Source organism: Glutamicibacter sp. MCAF14 (assembly GCF_052114325.1).
In the GTDB taxonomy this organism is placed as follows: Bacteria; Actinomycetota; Actinomycetes; order Actinomycetales; family Micrococcaceae; genus Glutamicibacter; species Glutamicibacter arilaitensis.
On the sequence record NZ_JBFREO010000010.1, the window covers coordinates 20,503 to 35,838 of the forward strand.

At 59.5% G+C, this 15,336-nt stretch carries 15 protein-coding genes; 8 read left to right on the forward strand and 7 right to left on the reverse strand.

Annotated features, from left to right (window positions below):
* Nucleotides 1–2 precede the first annotated feature (2 nt).
* The 5 genes from AB4Y71_RS16120 (at nt 3) to AB4Y71_RS16140 (ending at nt 2,780) form a co-directional block, all read left to right on the forward strand.
* Nucleotides 3–869 (forward strand): sulfite exporter TauE/SafE family protein, encoded by an 867-nt coding sequence (locus AB4Y71_RS16120; protein WP_441721989.1) that lies wholly within the window; start codon nt 3–5, stop codon nt 867–869.
* Nucleotides 869–1,219 (forward strand): thioredoxin, encoded by a 351-nt coding sequence (trxA, locus tag AB4Y71_RS16125; RefSeq protein ID WP_134778923.1) that lies wholly within the window; start codon nt 869–871, stop codon nt 1,217–1,219. The genes AB4Y71_RS16120 and trxA overlap by 1 nt, the downstream gene beginning before the upstream one ends.
* On the forward strand, nt 1,219–1,497 hold the full coding sequence (locus AB4Y71_RS16130) for a metal-sensitive transcriptional regulator (protein ID WP_041648278.1): 279 nt from the start codon (nt 1,219–1,221) through the stop codon (nt 1,495–1,497). Before trxA ends, AB4Y71_RS16130 begins: the two co-directional genes overlap by 1 nt.
* Nucleotides 1,498–1,524: 27 nt before the next feature.
* Entirely contained in the window at nt 1,525–1,683 is a 159-nt protein-coding gene (locus tag AB4Y71_RS16135; protein WP_013347535.1) for a hypothetical protein, read from the forward strand.
* A 113-nt stretch (nt 1,684–1,796) separates the two neighbouring features.
* The gene (locus AB4Y71_RS16140; protein WP_134778924.1) at nt 1,797–2,780 is read left to right on the forward strand and encodes a diaminopimelate dehydrogenase; all 984 of its coding nucleotides are present in this window, start codon (nt 1,797–1,799) and stop codon (nt 2,778–2,780) included.
* 20 nt (nt 2,781–2,800) lie between these two features.
* Here AB4Y71_RS16140 and AB4Y71_RS16145 read toward each other — a convergent pair whose 3' ends face one another.
* From AB4Y71_RS16145 to adh, 4 genes are all read right to left on the reverse strand, one after another.
* On the reverse strand, nt 2,801–3,253 hold the full coding sequence (locus AB4Y71_RS16145) for a pyrimidine dimer DNA glycosylase/endonuclease V (RefSeq protein ID WP_105658982.1): 453 nt from the start codon (nt 3,251–3,253) through the stop codon (nt 2,801–2,803).
* 9 nt (nt 3,254–3,262) lie between these two features.
* Nucleotides 3,263–3,688, reverse strand: coding sequence for a DUF779 domain-containing protein (locus AB4Y71_RS16150; protein ID WP_013347532.1), 426 nt, complete (start codon nt 3,686–3,688; stop codon nt 3,263–3,265).
* Between the two features lie 168 nt (nt 3,689–3,856).
* Nucleotides 3,857–4,888 carry an alcohol dehydrogenase AdhP gene (adhP, locus tag AB4Y71_RS16155; protein WP_441721992.1) on the reverse strand — a complete coding sequence of 344 codons (1,032 nt, stop codon included), beginning with the start codon at nt 4,886–4,888 and terminating at the stop codon, nt 3,857–3,859.
* A 149-nt stretch (nt 4,889–5,037) separates the two neighbouring features.
* Nucleotides 5,038–6,561, reverse strand: a complete 1,524-nt coding sequence (gene adh, locus AB4Y71_RS16160) for an aldehyde dehydrogenase (protein WP_441721994.1) — start codon at nt 6,559–6,561, stop codon at nt 5,038–5,040.
* A 368-nt stretch (nt 6,562–6,929) separates the two neighbouring features.
* On the opposite strand from adh, the gene AB4Y71_RS16165 reads away from it, so the two are divergent.
* Nucleotides 6,930–8,744, forward strand: a complete 1,815-nt coding sequence (locus AB4Y71_RS16165; RefSeq protein ID WP_441721997.1) for a hypothetical protein — start codon at nt 6,930–6,932, stop codon at nt 8,742–8,744.
* A gap of 88 nt (nt 8,745–8,832) precedes the next feature.
* Here the strand turns inward: AB4Y71_RS16165 and AB4Y71_RS16170 are convergent, their stop codons facing one another.
* Entirely contained in the window at nt 8,833–10,053 is a 1,221-nt protein-coding gene (locus AB4Y71_RS16170; protein ID WP_441722000.1) for a GAF domain-containing protein, read from the reverse strand.
* 257 nt (nt 10,054–10,310) lie between these two features.
* Nucleotides 10,311–11,561: an L-2-hydroxyglutarate oxidase gene (gene lhgO / locus AB4Y71_RS16175; RefSeq protein WP_441722003.1), complete on the reverse strand. Its 1,251-nt coding sequence runs from the start codon at nt 11,559–11,561 to the stop codon at nt 10,311–10,313.
* A gap of 59 nt (nt 11,562–11,620) precedes the next feature.
* Here lhgO and AB4Y71_RS16180 point away from each other — a divergent pair, with 59 nt between their 5' ends.
* Complete coding sequence (locus tag AB4Y71_RS16180; protein ID WP_441722005.1) at nt 11,621–12,349, forward strand: GntR family transcriptional regulator; 729 nt, start codon at nt 11,621–11,623, stop codon at nt 12,347–12,349.
* Nucleotides 12,350–12,363: 14 nt separating this feature from the next.
* Here AB4Y71_RS16180 and AB4Y71_RS16185 read toward each other — a convergent pair whose 3' ends face one another.
* Nucleotides 12,364–13,842: an NAD-dependent succinate-semialdehyde dehydrogenase gene (locus AB4Y71_RS16185; protein WP_441722008.1), complete on the reverse strand. Its 1,479-nt coding sequence runs from the start codon at nt 13,840–13,842 to the stop codon at nt 12,364–12,366.
* 149 nt (nt 13,843–13,991) lie between these two features.
* On the opposite strand from AB4Y71_RS16185, the gene AB4Y71_RS16190 reads away from it, so the two are divergent.
* Nucleotides 13,992–15,314 (forward strand): MFS transporter, encoded by a 1,323-nt coding sequence (locus AB4Y71_RS16190; RefSeq protein WP_441722011.1) that lies wholly within the window; start codon nt 13,992–13,994, stop codon nt 15,312–15,314.
* Nucleotides 15,315–15,336 lie beyond the last annotated feature (22 nt).

Below are 15,336 nucleotides of genomic sequence, written 5' to 3' on the forward strand. Positions count from 1 at the left end.
CCATGGAAGTAGGACCGCTGCTGATTCTGGCCGTTGCGCTGGCAGGCGTCGTCGGGCTCACCCTGGGGCTGTTTGGCGGCGGCGGTTCAATCCTGATGGTTCCGCTGCTCAGCTATGTCGCGGGCATGCCGGGCAAGGAAGCGATCGCCACCTCCCTGCTGGTGGTGGGATCGACCTCGGCGGCCAGCCTGATTCCGCATGCCCGCAAGGGGCATGTGCGCTGGGCACAGGGGCTGGTCTTCGCGACCACCAGCATGCTCGGCGCCTTCGGTGGCGGGCTGCTGGCTGAGAGCATCCCAGCCCAGCTGCTGATGCTCGGCTTTGCGGTCATCATGCTGGCCAGTGCCCGCGGGATGATCCGCGGTCGCAAGAACCCCGGCGGCGCTTCGCTGCCAGTATGGCTCTTCGCGCCGGTTGGCCTGGGCATCGGGGCGGTCACCGGCCTGGTGGGCGCTGGCGGTGGCTTCCTGATCGTCCCGGCACTGGCCTTGCTAGCCGGGCTGTCCATGGCGCAGGCGGTGGGCACCTCCTTGCTGGTGATCACCTTGAATTCGGCGGCGGCGCTGGCCGGACAGCTGAATTCGGTGGCGCTGCATTGGCCGCTGGCCATGTCCTTGGCTGTCACAGCGATCCTCGGCTCGCTGCTTGGCGCACGGCTCTCGCATCGGATTGCTGAGCACCGCCTGCGCAAGGGATTCGGCTACTTCGTTTTGGCCATGGGCGTATTCGTGCTCAGCCAGGAGGTGCCGGCTCCCGGCGGGTTGGCCATTGCGCTAATCGCCGTGTTTGCGGGCTTGCTGATGCTGCTGTGCCGCAAGGTTCCGGCGTTGCACGCACGCTGTCCGCTAGCCATGAAATCCGGTGCCTGATGAAACCGCTGGAATTATCCGCCGCGAACTTCGAGCGGTTCATTGGGAATAACCAAATGGTGCTCGTTGACTTCTGGGCACCGTGGTGCGGCCCCTGCAAGAGATTTGCCCCGGTCTTCGAGCTGGCCGCCGAGGCCCATGAGGGCATCGCGTTCGCCAAGGTGAATACCGAAACCCAGCCGGAGCTGGCACGAACAATGCAGATTGCGTCCATCCCGACGCTCGTGGCGTTCAAGAATGGGATACTTGTACATTCGAAACCTGGAGCATTGAAAGCCGCTGCTTTGGAGCAGCTTCTCATGAAGCTGCAAAAGCCCGTTGATCCACCATCCCTACCAAGGAGAGAATGATGCGCACTGCTGATGAAGCAACCCGCAAGCGAATCCTCAACCGACTCAAGCGCGCCCGCGGCCAGCTCGATGCGGTCATCAATGCCGTGGAAACCGACGGTTCGTGCAAGGAGGTCGTCACCCAGCTGGCTGCCGTCTCCACCGCACTGGACCGCGCCGGATTCGCCATTGTCTCCTCGGCAATGCAGTACTGCATTGCGGATCCCGAAAAGGCTTCCGAGGAAGAAGACGGCTTGAGCGTCGAAGAACTCGAAAAGCTGTTCCTCTCCCTGTCCTAACCGCAACACAACCCCCTAAGGAACACCATGTGCCGTCAGGTTCAATGCAAGACCTGCAAGAAGACCACCTGGGCTGGCTGCGGCCAGCACGTCGAAGCAACCATGCGCAACGTCCCGAACAAGGATCGCTGCCAGGGCCACGAAGCGGAGCCGAAGAAGGGCTTCTTCAAGCGCCTGTTCGGCTAAGTCCGAGGTCATACTCCGCCTAAGGTTTCCCCGCCCGCTGTTTCATTGGCATAATCCGAAGTATTTAGCCCCTGAGCGGCTGCGCAAACTTCAACCCCAAGGAAACGGCTGGCATGACTTCAAAGATCCGCATCGGCATTGCAGGCTACGGAAATCTGGGACGCGGCGTGCAGAGCGCGATCGCGAAGAATCCGGATATGGAACTGGTGGGTGTCTACACCCGTCGCGACCCTGGCACCCTGGATCTGGCCCAGCCTGCCCCGCGCTTCGCCATGGACGAGCTTGAGCAGCACGCGGGCGGCATCGACGTGCTGATCCTGTGCGGCGGTTCGCGTTCGGACCTGCCAGAACAGGGCCCGAAGTTCGCGGCCCTGTTCAATACCGTGGACAGCTTCGACACCCACGCCCGCATCCCGGAGTACTTCCAGAGCGTGGATGCCCCGGCGAAAGCTGCGGGCAAGACCGCGTTGATCTCCGTGGGCTGGGATCCGGGCATGTTCTCGATCAACCGCGTCTTCGGCGAAGCACTGCTGCCCGACGGGCAGACGTACACCTTCTGGGGCCGCGGCCTGAGCCAGGGCCACTCGGATGCGATCCGCCGCGTGCCGGGTGTCGCCGCCGGCGTGCAGTACACCATCCCAAGCCAAGAGGCCATCGACCGGGTCCGCGCTGGGCAGCGGCCTTCGCTGAGCACCCGCGAGAAGCACCAGCGCGAATGCTTCGTGGTGCTCGAAGACGGTGCCGATGCGCAGGCGGTGCGCGAAGCGATCGTGGGCATGGAGCACTACTTCGACCAGTACGACACCACCGTCGAGTTCATCGACGAGCAGACCTTGGCCGCCGAGCATTCGAATATGCCCCACGGCGGGTTCGTGATCCGTTCGGGCAATACCAGCGACGAGCAGAAGCAGGTCATCGAGTATTCGCTGGCCCTTGGCTCCAACCCGGAATTCACTTCCAGCGTGCTGGTGGCTTACGCCCGGGCCGCCTTCCGGATGAACCAGCGCGGCATCACCGGTGCGCAGACCGTGTACGATGTGGCCCCGGGGCTGCTCTCGCCCAAGTCCCCCGCACAGTTGCGCGCGGAGCTGCTCTAGGATTTTGCCGGGCCAGCAGCTCATCCGCTGGCGAGCGCATCCTTCTCCCAGGCCTCCACTGGCCCCGGGACCTGCACGAACAGCGGATGCAGGGCCACCTGCCCTGCCGGTTCCAAGCGGGCGATGCGCGCGGGATCCCGGACGGAGAGCTTGCGCAGCAGGTGCTCGCGCTCGAAGTGCACCTGCCCCTGGGTGACCGGGATCTTTTCCAGCTGCGCGGCGGCTGCCGGATGCAGGATCTTCGCGGCGTCGAAGCGATAGCCCCGGACAGCCGCTTCGTCCCACAAGCCCTGCAGGTAGCCGCCCATATGCACCAGCGGGGCGGGCTGCGCCTTGAACCGGAGAAGCTGCGGGTGCCCGGTATAGCCCTTGGTCTGGCCTGCGAGCACCTTCTGGGCCAGCAGTGTTTCACGCCAGCAGGCAACGAGCCCTTTGGCGTCGAGCAATGAGGGGTGCAGGGACCACAGTCGCATGGGCCAAGCCTAGTCGGGGTTCGGGCCAGCCGGGAACTCGATGATCTCGCTGCGGATCAAGAAGCGCTTGCCCTCCGGGGCTTCGACGGAGAAACCGGATCCCCGCCCGTTGACCACGTCCACGGTGAGCTTGGTGTGCTTCCAGTATTCGAATTGCTCCTTGGACATCCAGAAATCGATGTCGCCCAGAGCGGTGCCATCAGCGCCGTCCAGGGAAAGCACGCCGAGCCGGATGTCCGATCCCCCGGTGCGGAACTCGCCGGCCGGGTAGCACATCGGCGAGGACCCGTCGCAGCACCCTCCGGACTGGTGGAACATCAGCGGGCCGTGGATCCCCCACAGCTTGCGCAGCAGGTCCAGGGCTTCGGAGGTGAAGGCCACCCGCGAGAACTCTTCGCCCTCGATTGCGGCGCGCGTTTCGGTTACGGTGCTCATGTCCTGCTCCTGCCTCGTTGTCCACGTCCGGATTTATCTCGTTGTGGCCAGTGTCCTCTTTTTGGGCCGCACCGTCCATCGCTCGGCCAGGGCGGCCAGGACACCGGTACCGGATGCCGCTTCGAAAAGCCGCATCCGGTACCGTGCCATCAACCGTTGCGGATCCGGCTACGCCCTGCCGGCGTAGTCGATGACAACGCGCCCATCGATCTTGCCATGGCGCATTTCGTCGAATACGGCGTTGATGTCTTCCAGCGGGCGGGTATGGAAGGTCGGCTTGATCTTCCCTGCCGCATAGAATTCCAGCGCCTCGATCATGTCCTGCCGTGTTCCCACGATCGATCCGCGGATGGTCAGGCCCTTGAGCACGATGTCGAAAATGGGTGCGGGGAAATCACCGGCGGGCAGCCCGTTGAACACGATCGTTCCGCCGCGCCGGGTCATGCCGATCGCTTGCCCGAACGCCTTTGGATGCACCGCCGTAACCAGCACGCCGTGCGTTCCGCCAACCTTCTGCTGGATGATCTCGGCCGGGTCCTGGGCGAAGGCATTGACGGTGATTTCCGCTCCATGCTTCGAGGCCAGCGCCAGCTTGTCATCGGCCACGTCAATGGCGATCACCCGCATGCCCATGGCCACCGCGTACTGCACCGCGATATGGCCCAGTCCGCCGATACCCGAAATAGCCACCCACTGGCCGGGCTTGACCTCAGTCATCTTCAGGCCCTTGTAGACAGTCACTCCCGCGCACAGCACCGGCGCGATTTCATGGGGATCCGAGCCCTCCGGGATGTGCGCGGCATAGCGGGAATCCACCAGCATGTACTGGCCGAAGGAACCGTCCATGGAGTATCCGCCATTGGACTGGGCTTCGCACAGCGTCTCCCAGCCGGTGCCGCAGTACTGGCAGTGCCCGCAGGCGCTGTCCAGCCACGCGTTGCCGATCATGTCCCCGAGCGCGACCTCGGTGACTCCTTCGCCGAGCTTTTCCACGATGCCCACGCCTTCATGCCCGGGAATCAGCGGAAGCTTCGGCTTGACCGGCCAATCGCCCTCGGCGGCGTGCAGGTCGGTGTGGCAGACGCCCGAGGCGATCAGCTTCACCAGCACCTGGCCGGGGCCGGGCTCGGGGATCTCGGCGTCCTTCACCTGGAACTCTTCGCCGAAGCCTTCGACTATTGCAGCTTTCATCTTGCTCATGTACTTTGTCCTTTGCATGGCATTCGAAGGTGCGGGGTGCCGGCTGGCGTGCGGGGGATGAGGCCAATCGATCCCCGGACGCTGTCCCGGCTGGCCCCGCACCTTCGAGGTCTGTTGTCATCTCATGCTGCTCGTGGCAGCTACTGCTCCTAGAAGAAGCCCAGCTTGTCTTCCGAGTAGGAAACCAGCAGGTTCTTGGTCTGCTGGTAGTGGTCCAGCATCATCAGGTGGTTCTCGCGGCCGATACCCGAGGACTTGTATCCGCCGAAGGCCGAGTGCGCCGGGTAGGCGTGGTACTGGTTGACCCACACGCGTCCGGCCTGGATGGCGCGGCCGGCACGGTAGGCCACGTTGCCATTGCGGCTCCACACCCCCGAACCCAACCCGTACAGGGTGTCGTTGGCGATGGAGATCGCGTCGTCGTAGTCCTTGAACTTGGTCACCGCTACCACCGGCCCGAAGATCTCCTCCTGGAAGATGCGCATGTCGTTGGTGCCCTCGAAGATGGTCGGCTGCACGTAGTAGCCGCCGGAGAGCTCTCCGCCCAGATCCGCACGTCCCCCGCCGAGCAGCACCTTGGCGCCCTCGGACTTGCCGATGTCCATGTAGGAGAGGATCTTCTCCAGCTGGTCGTTGGATGCCTGGGCACCCATCATGGTGTCGGTATCCAGCGGGTGTCCCTGCCTGATGGCCTTGGTGCGGGCCACCACATCGCCCATGAAGCGGTCATAGATGCTTTCCTGGATCAGCGCACGCGATGGGCAGGTGCAGACTTCGCCCTGGTTCAGCGCGAACAGCGTGAATCCTTCCTGCGCCTTGTCGTAGAAGGCGTCATCCTTGGCAGCGATGTCCTCGAAGAAGATGTTCGGGGACTTGCCGCCCAGTTCCAGGGTGACCGGGATCAGGTTTTCCGACGCGTACTGCATGATCAGCCGGCCGGTGGTGGTTTCGCCGGTGAAGGCGATCTTGCGGATGCGCTTGTTGGAGGCCAGCGGCTTGCCGCATTCCACGCCGAAGCCGTTGACCACGTTCAGCACGCCGGCTGGCAGCAGGTCGCCGATCAGCTCCATGAGCACCAGGATCGAGACCGGGGTCTGCTCGGCGGGCTTGAGCACGATCGCGTTGCCGGCAGCCAGCGCCGGGGCGAGCTTCCAGACGGCCATGAGGATCGGGAAGTTCCACGGGATGATCTGCCCGACCACGCCCAGCGGCTCGTGGTAGTGGTATGCGGTGGTGTCGTCGTCGAGCTGAGAGAGGCTGCCTTCCTGGGCGCGGATTGCTCCGGCGAAGTAGCGGAAGTGGTCAACTGCCAGCGGCAGGTCGGCGTTCAGGCACTCGCGGATGGCCTTGCCGTTGTCCCAGGTTTCGGCCACGGCCATCATTTCGAGGTTTTCCTCGATGCGGTCCGCGATCTTGTTCAGGATGACAGCGCGTTCGGCAGGGCTGGTCTTGCCCCAAGCAGGAGCGGCCGCATGGGCTGCATCCAGGGCAGTCTCGATATCTTCGGCGGTGGAACGGGCCACCTCGCAGAAGACCTTGCCGGTCACCGGGGTGACGTTCTCGAAATACATGCCCTTGGCCGGGGCGACCCATTGGCCGCCAATGTAGTTCTCGTAGCGCTCCTTGAAATTAACCAGCGCGCCATCGGTGTTCGGGTTTGCGTAAACCGCCATTGCTCCACGACTCCTTGTTCGGACTTCCTGGCCGCGATCAGATCATCGCAGCACCTTGCATGTGACTCTAGTCACATGAAGGTTGCAGGCAGGTTGCAACGGGATTCAGGTGTCGAAAATCAGCAAGTTCCTGCTTGCCATCAGGAGATTCAGCAGGCCAGAAATTGCAGCCCCATCCCCTTCACGTCCCCAATTTTCACCTTTATACCGAAATCCGATCATGAGGTGCGGGCTCCGAGTTCGTCAAGGATGAAAAAATCAGAATTTAATCATGATCTTAAAATTCATCAATCAAATAACTGCCCCTCGTATGTGATAACAATAAATAATCAATTACTTTTCATGCGCATCAAGCGGAGGACTACACGTTGACAAAAAAGACGACCTTGCTGTTTATTCACGGCGTCGGCAACGGCGACCCGGAAAATAAGTGGCAGCAGCAATTGGGTCAATCGCTGGCAGAAATCGACTACCCAGCGCTTGAAAACATCGATCTAGTTATCCCCAAATTTGCCCATGCACTCAAAGGTGCAGATGAACCTTCCGAAATACCGCCAAGAGTCCACAAACGTCCTAATCGATCCGAGGCGCCACAAATCCGCCGTGACTTTGAGCGACGGATGGCAGCCATGGAGTTTAAGCTCGGCCGGTACAACCAAGGAAAAAGCCGCTTTGGAGACGATCTCCTTATCCACGCCGCTGTCGAATACCTGCCTCATATGGCCCAAGCCTCGCTGTATTTAAAAAATGAAGACATTCGAGGACAGGTGCTCAGGCGGATCTTGAGCAAGCTTCCCAATTCAGGTCGCCTTGTCATCGTGGCACATAGCCTCGGGTCGGTAATCGCCGCTGATTTGCTGATGCGCCTGCCTAAGGACGTAGAAATCGCAGGACTGGTAACGATCGGCAGCCCCCTGGGGCACAAGGCATTCAATATCGACAAAGTTTGGGACTACCTCAAGGAGCCACCTGCACACCTATCGTGGTGGGTTAACTTCTGGAATGAAAACGATCCCGTAACTGCCCACCGCGGACTGTCTTCTCGTTTCCCGTGGATGACCGACTACAAGATCGATGCACTATCACTTTCGAAGCTCCAAGCACATAAGGCAGTCGACTATCTTCAGCGCCCGATAGTCGCCGAAGCAATCGGATACGGCCTCTACGGAGCCAAATCCAAAGAAATTGTCGCCAAAGAATCTCCGGTTGAATCAAAGTTAAGCGATACCGAACAAATGGCCATGTTCGCATTGCGCTTCGCTCACCTAATCAACATGCGGTTGGAAAACGACCTGAAAGAACGCTATTCCGGCGCGCTGCGTCAGGTTCAGGCAACCGTGATAGACGGAATTATGCGCTGGAATGAGTCTGAAGGAAGGAGGACCCCCTACTCTCTATCGCGTCTAGCGTTTGATCTTTCGGACCTCGACGCAGAAACCCCGGTTCCTTCGCCGGCCATTCACCTTCCAATCGATCAGGCGATCCTCCCGCTCTCGGCGCTTGCTTCTGAAAATGTCATTCGACCTTTCGAAATCTCGGTGAAGCCTGAAATTCGCCAAGCAGCCCTAGAAGACCTCTCCGCCGAAATGGGACTCTCCAGCAAATTCGGGTCCGACGTCTTTAAAGCCGCAAAGGAAGCGCAAGTAACACTCAATGGGCAAGGCGGCTTAAATTGGAAAAAGTGGGGAGCCGTTAGTCTGGGTGCCGCAGCTCTTGTCGCAGCCACAGGAGGGTTGGCATTAGCTGCCGCCCCGGGCCTTGCGGGCGCGGCCCTGCTTTCGAGCGCATTGGCAAGCTTCGGCCCGGGTGGCATGATCGGCGGACTCATTACCGCCGGTTCGCTCGCGAGCGTCGGCGGCGGTGGAATTGCGTTCGGGCTCGCAAGTGCTGCTACCTCGGCGGCTGATATGGAAGCAGTCGTAGAACGAATGTTGTCAACGGAGATCCTGAGGAGCCTTCAAGGTCTACCCGCGGATCCTGCCGTACGTAGGACTTTGATTGAGACTGAAATTCAGGTGCGTCGAGAATACGAACGTCTCGATGAATTTTCTGATCGCAACGCTACAGGGTTAACTGAAATCAAGAAGAAGCTCACGTCTATTGAACGAGCTTTAAAGTATCTGATTGATAATGATTCTGACTCAGAACTTGATTTCAACGAAGACGGAATAATCATCGAATAACAAGAGAATTCAACTAAGGGTCTGAAGTAACGAGATTCAGAATGCTATTTCCGTGCTTTCGCGACGATTATTTCCGCCATGATTTTCGCTAGCCTTCAAGGCCTTGGACTTCGGCAACAACCAGTGAACGAGCCGGTGACTGCTCGGGCAATTCCCGCAAAGCCGCGCGCAATAGGCCGGGGTCCGCCAATTGGCGTCCCAGGTTGAGCAACTGATGCGCAGTGCCGCGATCCAGCACCATTTCACGCAGTGCCGCTTCGGTCCGGTACAGCAGCGCGACGACGCCTGGCGCTTGGGATCGGGCCAGCAGGCCCGGAGTGTACAGCGGCAGGGCAGTGTCGAGATCGCCACGCTCCAGTGCGTGCCATAGCCGGCCGATGGTCGTGTGCAGTTCCCATTCAAGACGGTAAGGCCGCGAGGTCAGGGAGCGGCCACCTGGACCGGCGAGCACCTTGCGCAGCCTGACAATTTCGGCGCGGACCGTGCCGGCTGCCGCGGCATCGGGACGCTCGAACAGTTCCTCTACCAGCTGGGCAGTGCTCAGGCCTTCCCGGTAATGCGCCAGCAGGGTCAGGATCTCTGCATGGCGAAGCGAAATCGGAACCGAACCCAAATGGGCTCCATCGGATCGACCCAAGTCCAGATAGTCCGGATCGGCCACGACTCCGGCACCCGGCAGGAGCAGGTGGGTTTCCGCGGCCATGACCGCCGCCTGCAGCAGCGGCAAGGAGTGCGTGGCAATGGCTTCGGGGCCACCGGTCAGGTCGATTGCGCCAATTACCTGCCCGGTGCGCGGATCGCGGATCGGCACCGCGGAACAGCTGTAGTGATGGGCTTGCTCGTAGAGGTGCTCGGCGCCCGATACCTGGGAACCTGAGCCAGTAGCCAAGGCCATGCCCGGCGCCGAGGTGCCAACGCTCTGCTCAGCCCAGTCGGCACCCGCCATGAAACCCACGCCTTCAGCCTGGCTCATCGCGCCATTGCCGCCGGCAACCCAAAGCAACGTTCCACCAGCATCGGCCAGCGCTACCAGGAGATTGGAGTCAGCGGCCGCCGGGACTAGGAGCTTTTCGAAAACGGGCCAGATGCGCTGCAGTTCGCTTCGCTCGCGTGCCAGGCGCAAGTGGTCATCACTGAGCACCGAAGGGCCGCGCAACTGGGCGGAGCTCTCCAGGGATCGCTTCCAGGATTCGCGCACATCCCGCCGCAACGGCAACTCGGCAACACCGGTTCCGCTGGATCCCAGGAGCTCGTGGGCATGCTTGGCGCGGCGCGATGCGCCGGGCCAATCAATGGCGAAACCACTCATGCAATCCCCTAGCTAGCAAGGCCTGTTTTCCGCAGTTCCCACAAGCCTAGACGAAGGGGCGGAGCATGAGAAGAGCGAACCTCGTCCAATACGCTTTCCGCGGTATCCACTCATCCAGAGTCGCTGCAGGCGGTCCCCACCACTGCGCAAGTCCTTGCTCGCTGCAAGCGAAACCATGCACATCTCCCGGAAATGCCAACAAGAGAACAGACCTCAGCATGGACGGCAACTGAGCGCGTTCCCTCCCACCCTGAGCGCTAGTTGCTATCCGAACTCGGCAACTTGTTGTCGGATATTTCCAGAGTCTCGCCAAGGTGCTCGACGAGATGCTCGGCAATTGCCAGCGACGAGGTTGCACCCGGCGACGGAGCGTTGCGCAGCGCGGTCACACGGCCCAAGCGTTCGATAACGAAGTCGTCGACCAGCTGGCCGTTCTCGTCCATAGCCTGAGCACGGATTCCCCGCGTGATGGGCGTCGAGGCCGCGTCATTGAGATCTGGAGCGTATGCTGCTGCGCCTGCGAGGAACTTCTTACGGGACACCACAGCGCCGAATTCCTGGACGGCAGCCTTCATATTTCCCGAGGCAAACTTCCAGAAAGCGCGACTGAAGACGACATCAAGGGTATCTTTGACGCCGATCCGCCAACCTTTGTAGTTCTCCCGTCCAAAGGAGAGGAAGGCATTCGGTCCAACCAGCATTTCGCCGTCCACCCTCTTGGTCAAGTGCACACCCAGGAATGGGTACTCTGGATCCGGAACCGGGTAGACCAGGCCGTTGAGGATGTTGCGCTGCTCTGGAGCAAGTTTGGAGTACTGACCGAAGAACGGAACGATCTTCGGGTAGGCAGCGCCACCTGCCAACCGTGCAACACGGTCGGACTGCAGTCCTGCGCACACGACCAGATAGTCGAATTTGTGCTTTTTGCTCTGCCCGTCACTGTCAACGGTCACGATGCACTCGTTTCCGGCGTTGGAGATGCCTATGACTTCGCTGTTAAGCAGCAGCTTTGCACCACCGTCGGTTACTTCCTCGATCATGGCACGGGTTACACCGGCATAGTCGATGATGGCTGTATGTGGCGAGTGCAGTGCGAGCCGACCAACAGCATTTGGTTCGATCTTCCGAATTTCTTCGGGGCCTATGAGTTCAACATCAGGCACACCGTTTGCAACTGCCTTGGAGTAGATAGCGCGGACGCGGCCCTCTTCTTCCTCAGTGAGGGCAACGACTAGCTTTCCGCATTCCTCATAGGGAACGTTCTTGGCAATAGCGTAGTCACGCAGCAGGTCTACACCACGGCGGCACAAGCGCGCCTTGAGGCTTCCTGGCTGATAATATAAACCGGCATGCACGACACCGGAATTATGCCCGGTTTGGTGGGCTGCAACTTCCTCTGACTTCTCAATGATCGTGATTTGAGCGCCAGGGTGACGCTGCATTAATTCTCGCGCAACCGCCGCTCCGATGATGCCGGCGCCCACAACACCGAACGAATATGTAGACATGGATAAGTTTCTCCTTGTGAAATTTTCTTTACTCATACTTGAATTGGGATAATAGGTATATGGAATCTGTCAATCGCAATGCAACCCTGACTGAACAAGCCGTCGACGCGATCCGCTTGGAAATCGTCAAAGGTTCCCTCATCCCCGGACCGCTGTACACGGGGTCAGAGGTTGCCCGGAAGCTCGGTGTCTCTCGTACCCCGGTCCGCGAGGCACTCATGGAGCTCGCGCGCCGCGGAATGGTGCGGATTGAAGACAAAAAGGGGTTCCGAGTTCTCAAAACCTCGCTCGATTCACTGATCCAGGTTTTCCAGATCCGCATCATGCTTGAGGTTCCACTTTCCCGGCTGGCGACCTTGAAGAAGAACGATTCCACTTCGGCCCAGTTCGAAACCGCTGTTGCTCAATTCCGGACAGCCGCCGAATCCGGAGATCCAGATTCGGTGCTACGCGCCGACAGGGATTTCCATCAAACGCTGTTGGCAGGATCTGGCAACGACAAGGCGCTAGTCCTCCTTCACGAACAGCGGGACTTCGTCCTCAGCACGGGCGTGGGCACTGTACCTGCGTCTCGCTCTGCCATGGAATGCTTCGACGATCACGCCGATATCATCAAGGGCTACCGAGATGGCGACCCGCAAGCTGTCGAACGAGCAGTATTCCGCCACATCACTAACACGGCGCAAATGCTGATCCACCAGGAGAACCAGAAGAGCCCCGAATTCGCGATGGCCAACGTCGAGCAGTCCTTTATTTGGTTGTCAGTCCCTAGCCACGACGCCTTCTAGATCGCGCTCGCGGATCACATGGTCAACGCGATGTACTTTTCAATCTGATATTCCTCGATGCCTGCATGCCCACCTTCCTTTCCGAAGCCTGAAGCCTTGATGCCGCCGAATGGTGCAGCCGGATCGGCGACCACGGGACGGTTTACGGCGACCATTCCACTATCTAGCTTCTCGGCGGCCCGCAATGCTTGGCTAACATCTCGCGTATAGACATATGAGACCAAGCCAAATGGAGTCTGGTTGGCCACCTCCAACGCTGCGTCGTCACCTTCGACCTCGTAAATGGAAGCTACCGGGCCGAAAATCTCGCTGGTTGCAATCGACGAATCAGTTCCAGCATTGGCTACAACGGTCGGGTTGATGAAGAAGCCCGGCCCCTCGACGGCTACGCCGCCAAAAATGATCTCGGCTCCTTCGTCCACAGCGGTGCCGAGCAATTCCGTCACGCTATCGCGTTGCTTCTTATCTACTAGAGGCCCGATATTAACCTTTTCATCCGTTCCCGCGCCAACTCGCAGCTGGGCGACCTTGGCCACGAATTTCTCACGGAATGCCGCAGCGACAGACTTCTCCACGATGATCCTGTTTGCTGCGACGCAAACCTGTCCGGCATTGCGGAACTTGGCAATCACCGCACCTTCCGCCGCGGCATCGAGGTCTGCATCGGAAAGGACTACGAATGGTCCGTTGCCACCCAGCTCCATCGACGTAGCCATAACGTTATCCGCAGCTTGCTTGAGCAGGGTAACTCCAACATTCGTGGATCCAGTGAAGCTGACTTTGCGCAATTCCTGACGAGACATCAGTAGCTTGGACTGCTTCGACGAGGAGCTGGTCGTAACGAGGTTGACTACACCCTTCGGAAGCCCTGCCTCATGCAACACCTGTACGAACATGTGAGTTACCAGCGGCGTCAGTGCTGCCGGCTTGATGATGATCGTGCATCCAGCTGCCAATGCCGCGGCAGTCTTGCGGGCTCCCATGAATAGCGGGAAGTTCCACGGAGTGACCAGATATGACGGGCCAACGGGCTGGTGCGTCGTGATGATCTTGTAACCACCGGTCGGCGACTCGGTGAAAGTCCCCTGCTGCTGAGTGACTACTTCGGAGAACCACTGGAAGTAGTCTGCCGAGATCTGGACTTCTCCGCGAGCTTCGGCCAGCGGCTTGCCCATTTCAAGGGACATAACCCAGGCGATTTCTTCCTTGTGCTCCTGAAGTAATTCGTAAACGGAACGAAGAACATTGGAACGGTGGCGGGTAGTAGTGCTACCCCACTCCGACTGCGCCGCATGAGCCGCCGACAGTGCATCTAAGGCGTCCTGATCTCCTGCGTCCGAGACCGAAGCAATGGTGGTTTCATCTGCCGGGTTCTGCACGCCGAAGACCTTACCGTCTTTAGCAGCGCGCCATTCCCCCTCAATGTAAAGGCCAAGTGGGAGTTCAATTTCCCCAGATCCTCCAGAGATTTTCTTCCAGATTTTGCTAGTCATTTGTTGCCCTCATCTTCCTGAATTCTCGACTTCTTGACACTGGTTCTAGCAATGTTTCTTGACATACATGTTACATGCAAGCAACTATTGGTGTGACTTAAAATACTTACGTGACGAGAAAGTCACATGATCTCGCAAAGGAATTCCGCATGTCTTCGATCGCAAATGGGCAACCGCCCCGGGCAAGGAAAGTTGCTGCCGCCTCGATGATCGGCACCACCATCGAGTGGTACGACTACTACATTTTCGGCACCGCCGCCGTTCTGGTTTTGAACGATCAATTCTTCCCAGCCCTGTCTCCTGCGGCAGGTACGCTGGCCGCCCTAGCTACGTTCGCAGTAGCTTTCATCGCCCGCCCATTCGGCGGCATCATCTTCGGACACTTCGGCGACAAACTCAGTCGCAAGACCATCTTGGTCTGGTCACTGATGTTGATGGGCATGTCGACTTTCATCGTGGGATTTCTGCCGAACTATGACGCGATAGGCATTTGGGCCCCTATCCTCCTGGTGGCGCTTCGATTCCTTCAGGGTCTGGCCGTTGGAGGCGAATGGGGTGGTGCCGTGCTCATGGCATTGGAGCACGCTCCTGAAAAGAAGAAGGCTTTCTACGCATCTTGGACCCAGTCGGGCGTGCCTGCCGCATTGGTTCTCTCTTCGACCATCTTCCTGCTAATGCAACAGATGGACGAGGCATCTTTCCACGCTTGGGGCTGGAGAGTGCCATTCTGGATCTCGGCATTGCTCATCGTCGTCGGCCTTTTCATCCGCTTGCGCATTAGTGAATCGCCTGAGTTCCTCAAGATGAAGTCGGAGAAGCGCGAAGTGCGCGTTCCGCTGTTCGAGCTCATCCGCACGGCGTGGTGGCCGTTGATCCTTGGTACCTTCACGCTCGCTTCGCCGAACATTATCTTCTATATCTCTTCGGTCTACCTGCTCAGCTACGGACCTTCTCACGTCGGCTTGGAACGCGATTCGATCTTTATTGCACTGATCATTTCCGCTTCCATCCAAGTCTTCACCATTCCAATGGTTGCTATGATCGCCGACCGCGTGGGTAAGAAGAAGGTCATGCTCGCCGGCGCAACGCTGGTTGCCCTACTGATCTACCCGGTATTCTGGTTGGTCAACACCGGTGAGCCCATGGCCGTCTTGGGCGCCATGATTCTGTCCTTGCCAATCGCTCACGCTACAGCCTACGCGGTCGTTGCTAGCTTCATTCCTGAACTATTCCATCCCGAAGTCCGCTTCACCGGCAGCTCACTGGCCTACCAGATCGGTGGCATCATCACGTCAGCTCCTGCACCATTCCTGGCGGAGTACCTTATGCAGAACACCGGCTCTTCCATGGCTGTAGCAACCTACATCGCGGTTGCCGCCGCTGTCGGCTTCATTGCAATCGCTCTGGGACGCCCGGCGAAGCGGCGGGTTGAAATGCGTGCAGATTCGACTTCTTCCAGCAAGGTCGGCTAGACGGTTGACGGGATGACCGTCA

Excerpts from the sequence above, each read along its gene's own strand:
- AB4Y71_RS16135 (WP_013347535.1), top strand. The coding sequence starts at position 1,525 with ATGTGCCGTCAGGTTCAATGCAAGACCTGCAAGAAGACCACCTGGGCT.
- lhgO (WP_441722003.1), bottom strand. The coding sequence starts at position 11,561 with ATGTCTACATATTCGTTCGGTGTTGTGGGCGCCGGCATCATCGGAGCG.
- AB4Y71_RS16130 (WP_041648278.1), top strand. The coding sequence starts at position 1,219 with ATGCGCACTGCTGATGAAGCAACCCGCAAGCGAATCCTCAACCGACTC.
- AB4Y71_RS16140 (WP_134778924.1), top strand. The coding sequence starts at position 1,797 with ATGACTTCAAAGATCCGCATCGGCATTGCAGGCTACGGAAATCTGGGA.
- AB4Y71_RS16150 (WP_013347532.1), bottom strand. The coding sequence starts at position 3,688 with ATGAGCACCGTAACCGAAACGCGCGCCGCAATCGAGGGCGAAGAGTTC.
- adhP (WP_441721992.1), bottom strand. The coding sequence starts at position 4,888 with ATGAGCAAGATGAAAGCTGCAATAGTCGAAGGCTTCGGCGAAGAGTTC.
- AB4Y71_RS16185 (WP_441722008.1), bottom strand. The coding sequence starts at position 13,842 with ATGACTAGCAAAATCTGGAAGAAAATCTCTGGAGGATCTGGGGAAATT.
- AB4Y71_RS16190 (WP_441722011.1), top strand. The coding sequence starts at position 13,992 with ATGTCTTCGATCGCAAATGGGCAACCGCCCCGGGCAAGGAAAGTTGCT.
- AB4Y71_RS16145 (WP_105658982.1), bottom strand. The coding sequence starts at position 3,253 with ATGCGACTGTGGTCCCTGCACCCCTCATTGCTCGACGCCAAAGGGCTC.
- trxA (WP_134778923.1), top strand. The coding sequence starts at position 869 with ATGAAACCGCTGGAATTATCCGCCGCGAACTTCGAGCGGTTCATTGGG.
- adh (WP_441721994.1), bottom strand. The coding sequence starts at position 6,561 with ATGGCGGTTTACGCAAACCCGAACACCGATGGCGCGCTGGTTAATTTC.
- AB4Y71_RS16180 (WP_441722005.1), top strand. The coding sequence starts at position 11,621 with ATGGAATCTGTCAATCGCAATGCAACCCTGACTGAACAAGCCGTCGAC.
- AB4Y71_RS16170 (WP_441722000.1), bottom strand. The coding sequence starts at position 10,053 with ATGAGTGGTTTCGCCATTGATTGGCCCGGCGCATCGCGCCGCGCCAAG.
- AB4Y71_RS16120 (WP_441721989.1), top strand. The coding sequence starts at position 3 with ATGGAAGTAGGACCGCTGCTGATTCTGGCCGTTGCGCTGGCAGGCGTC.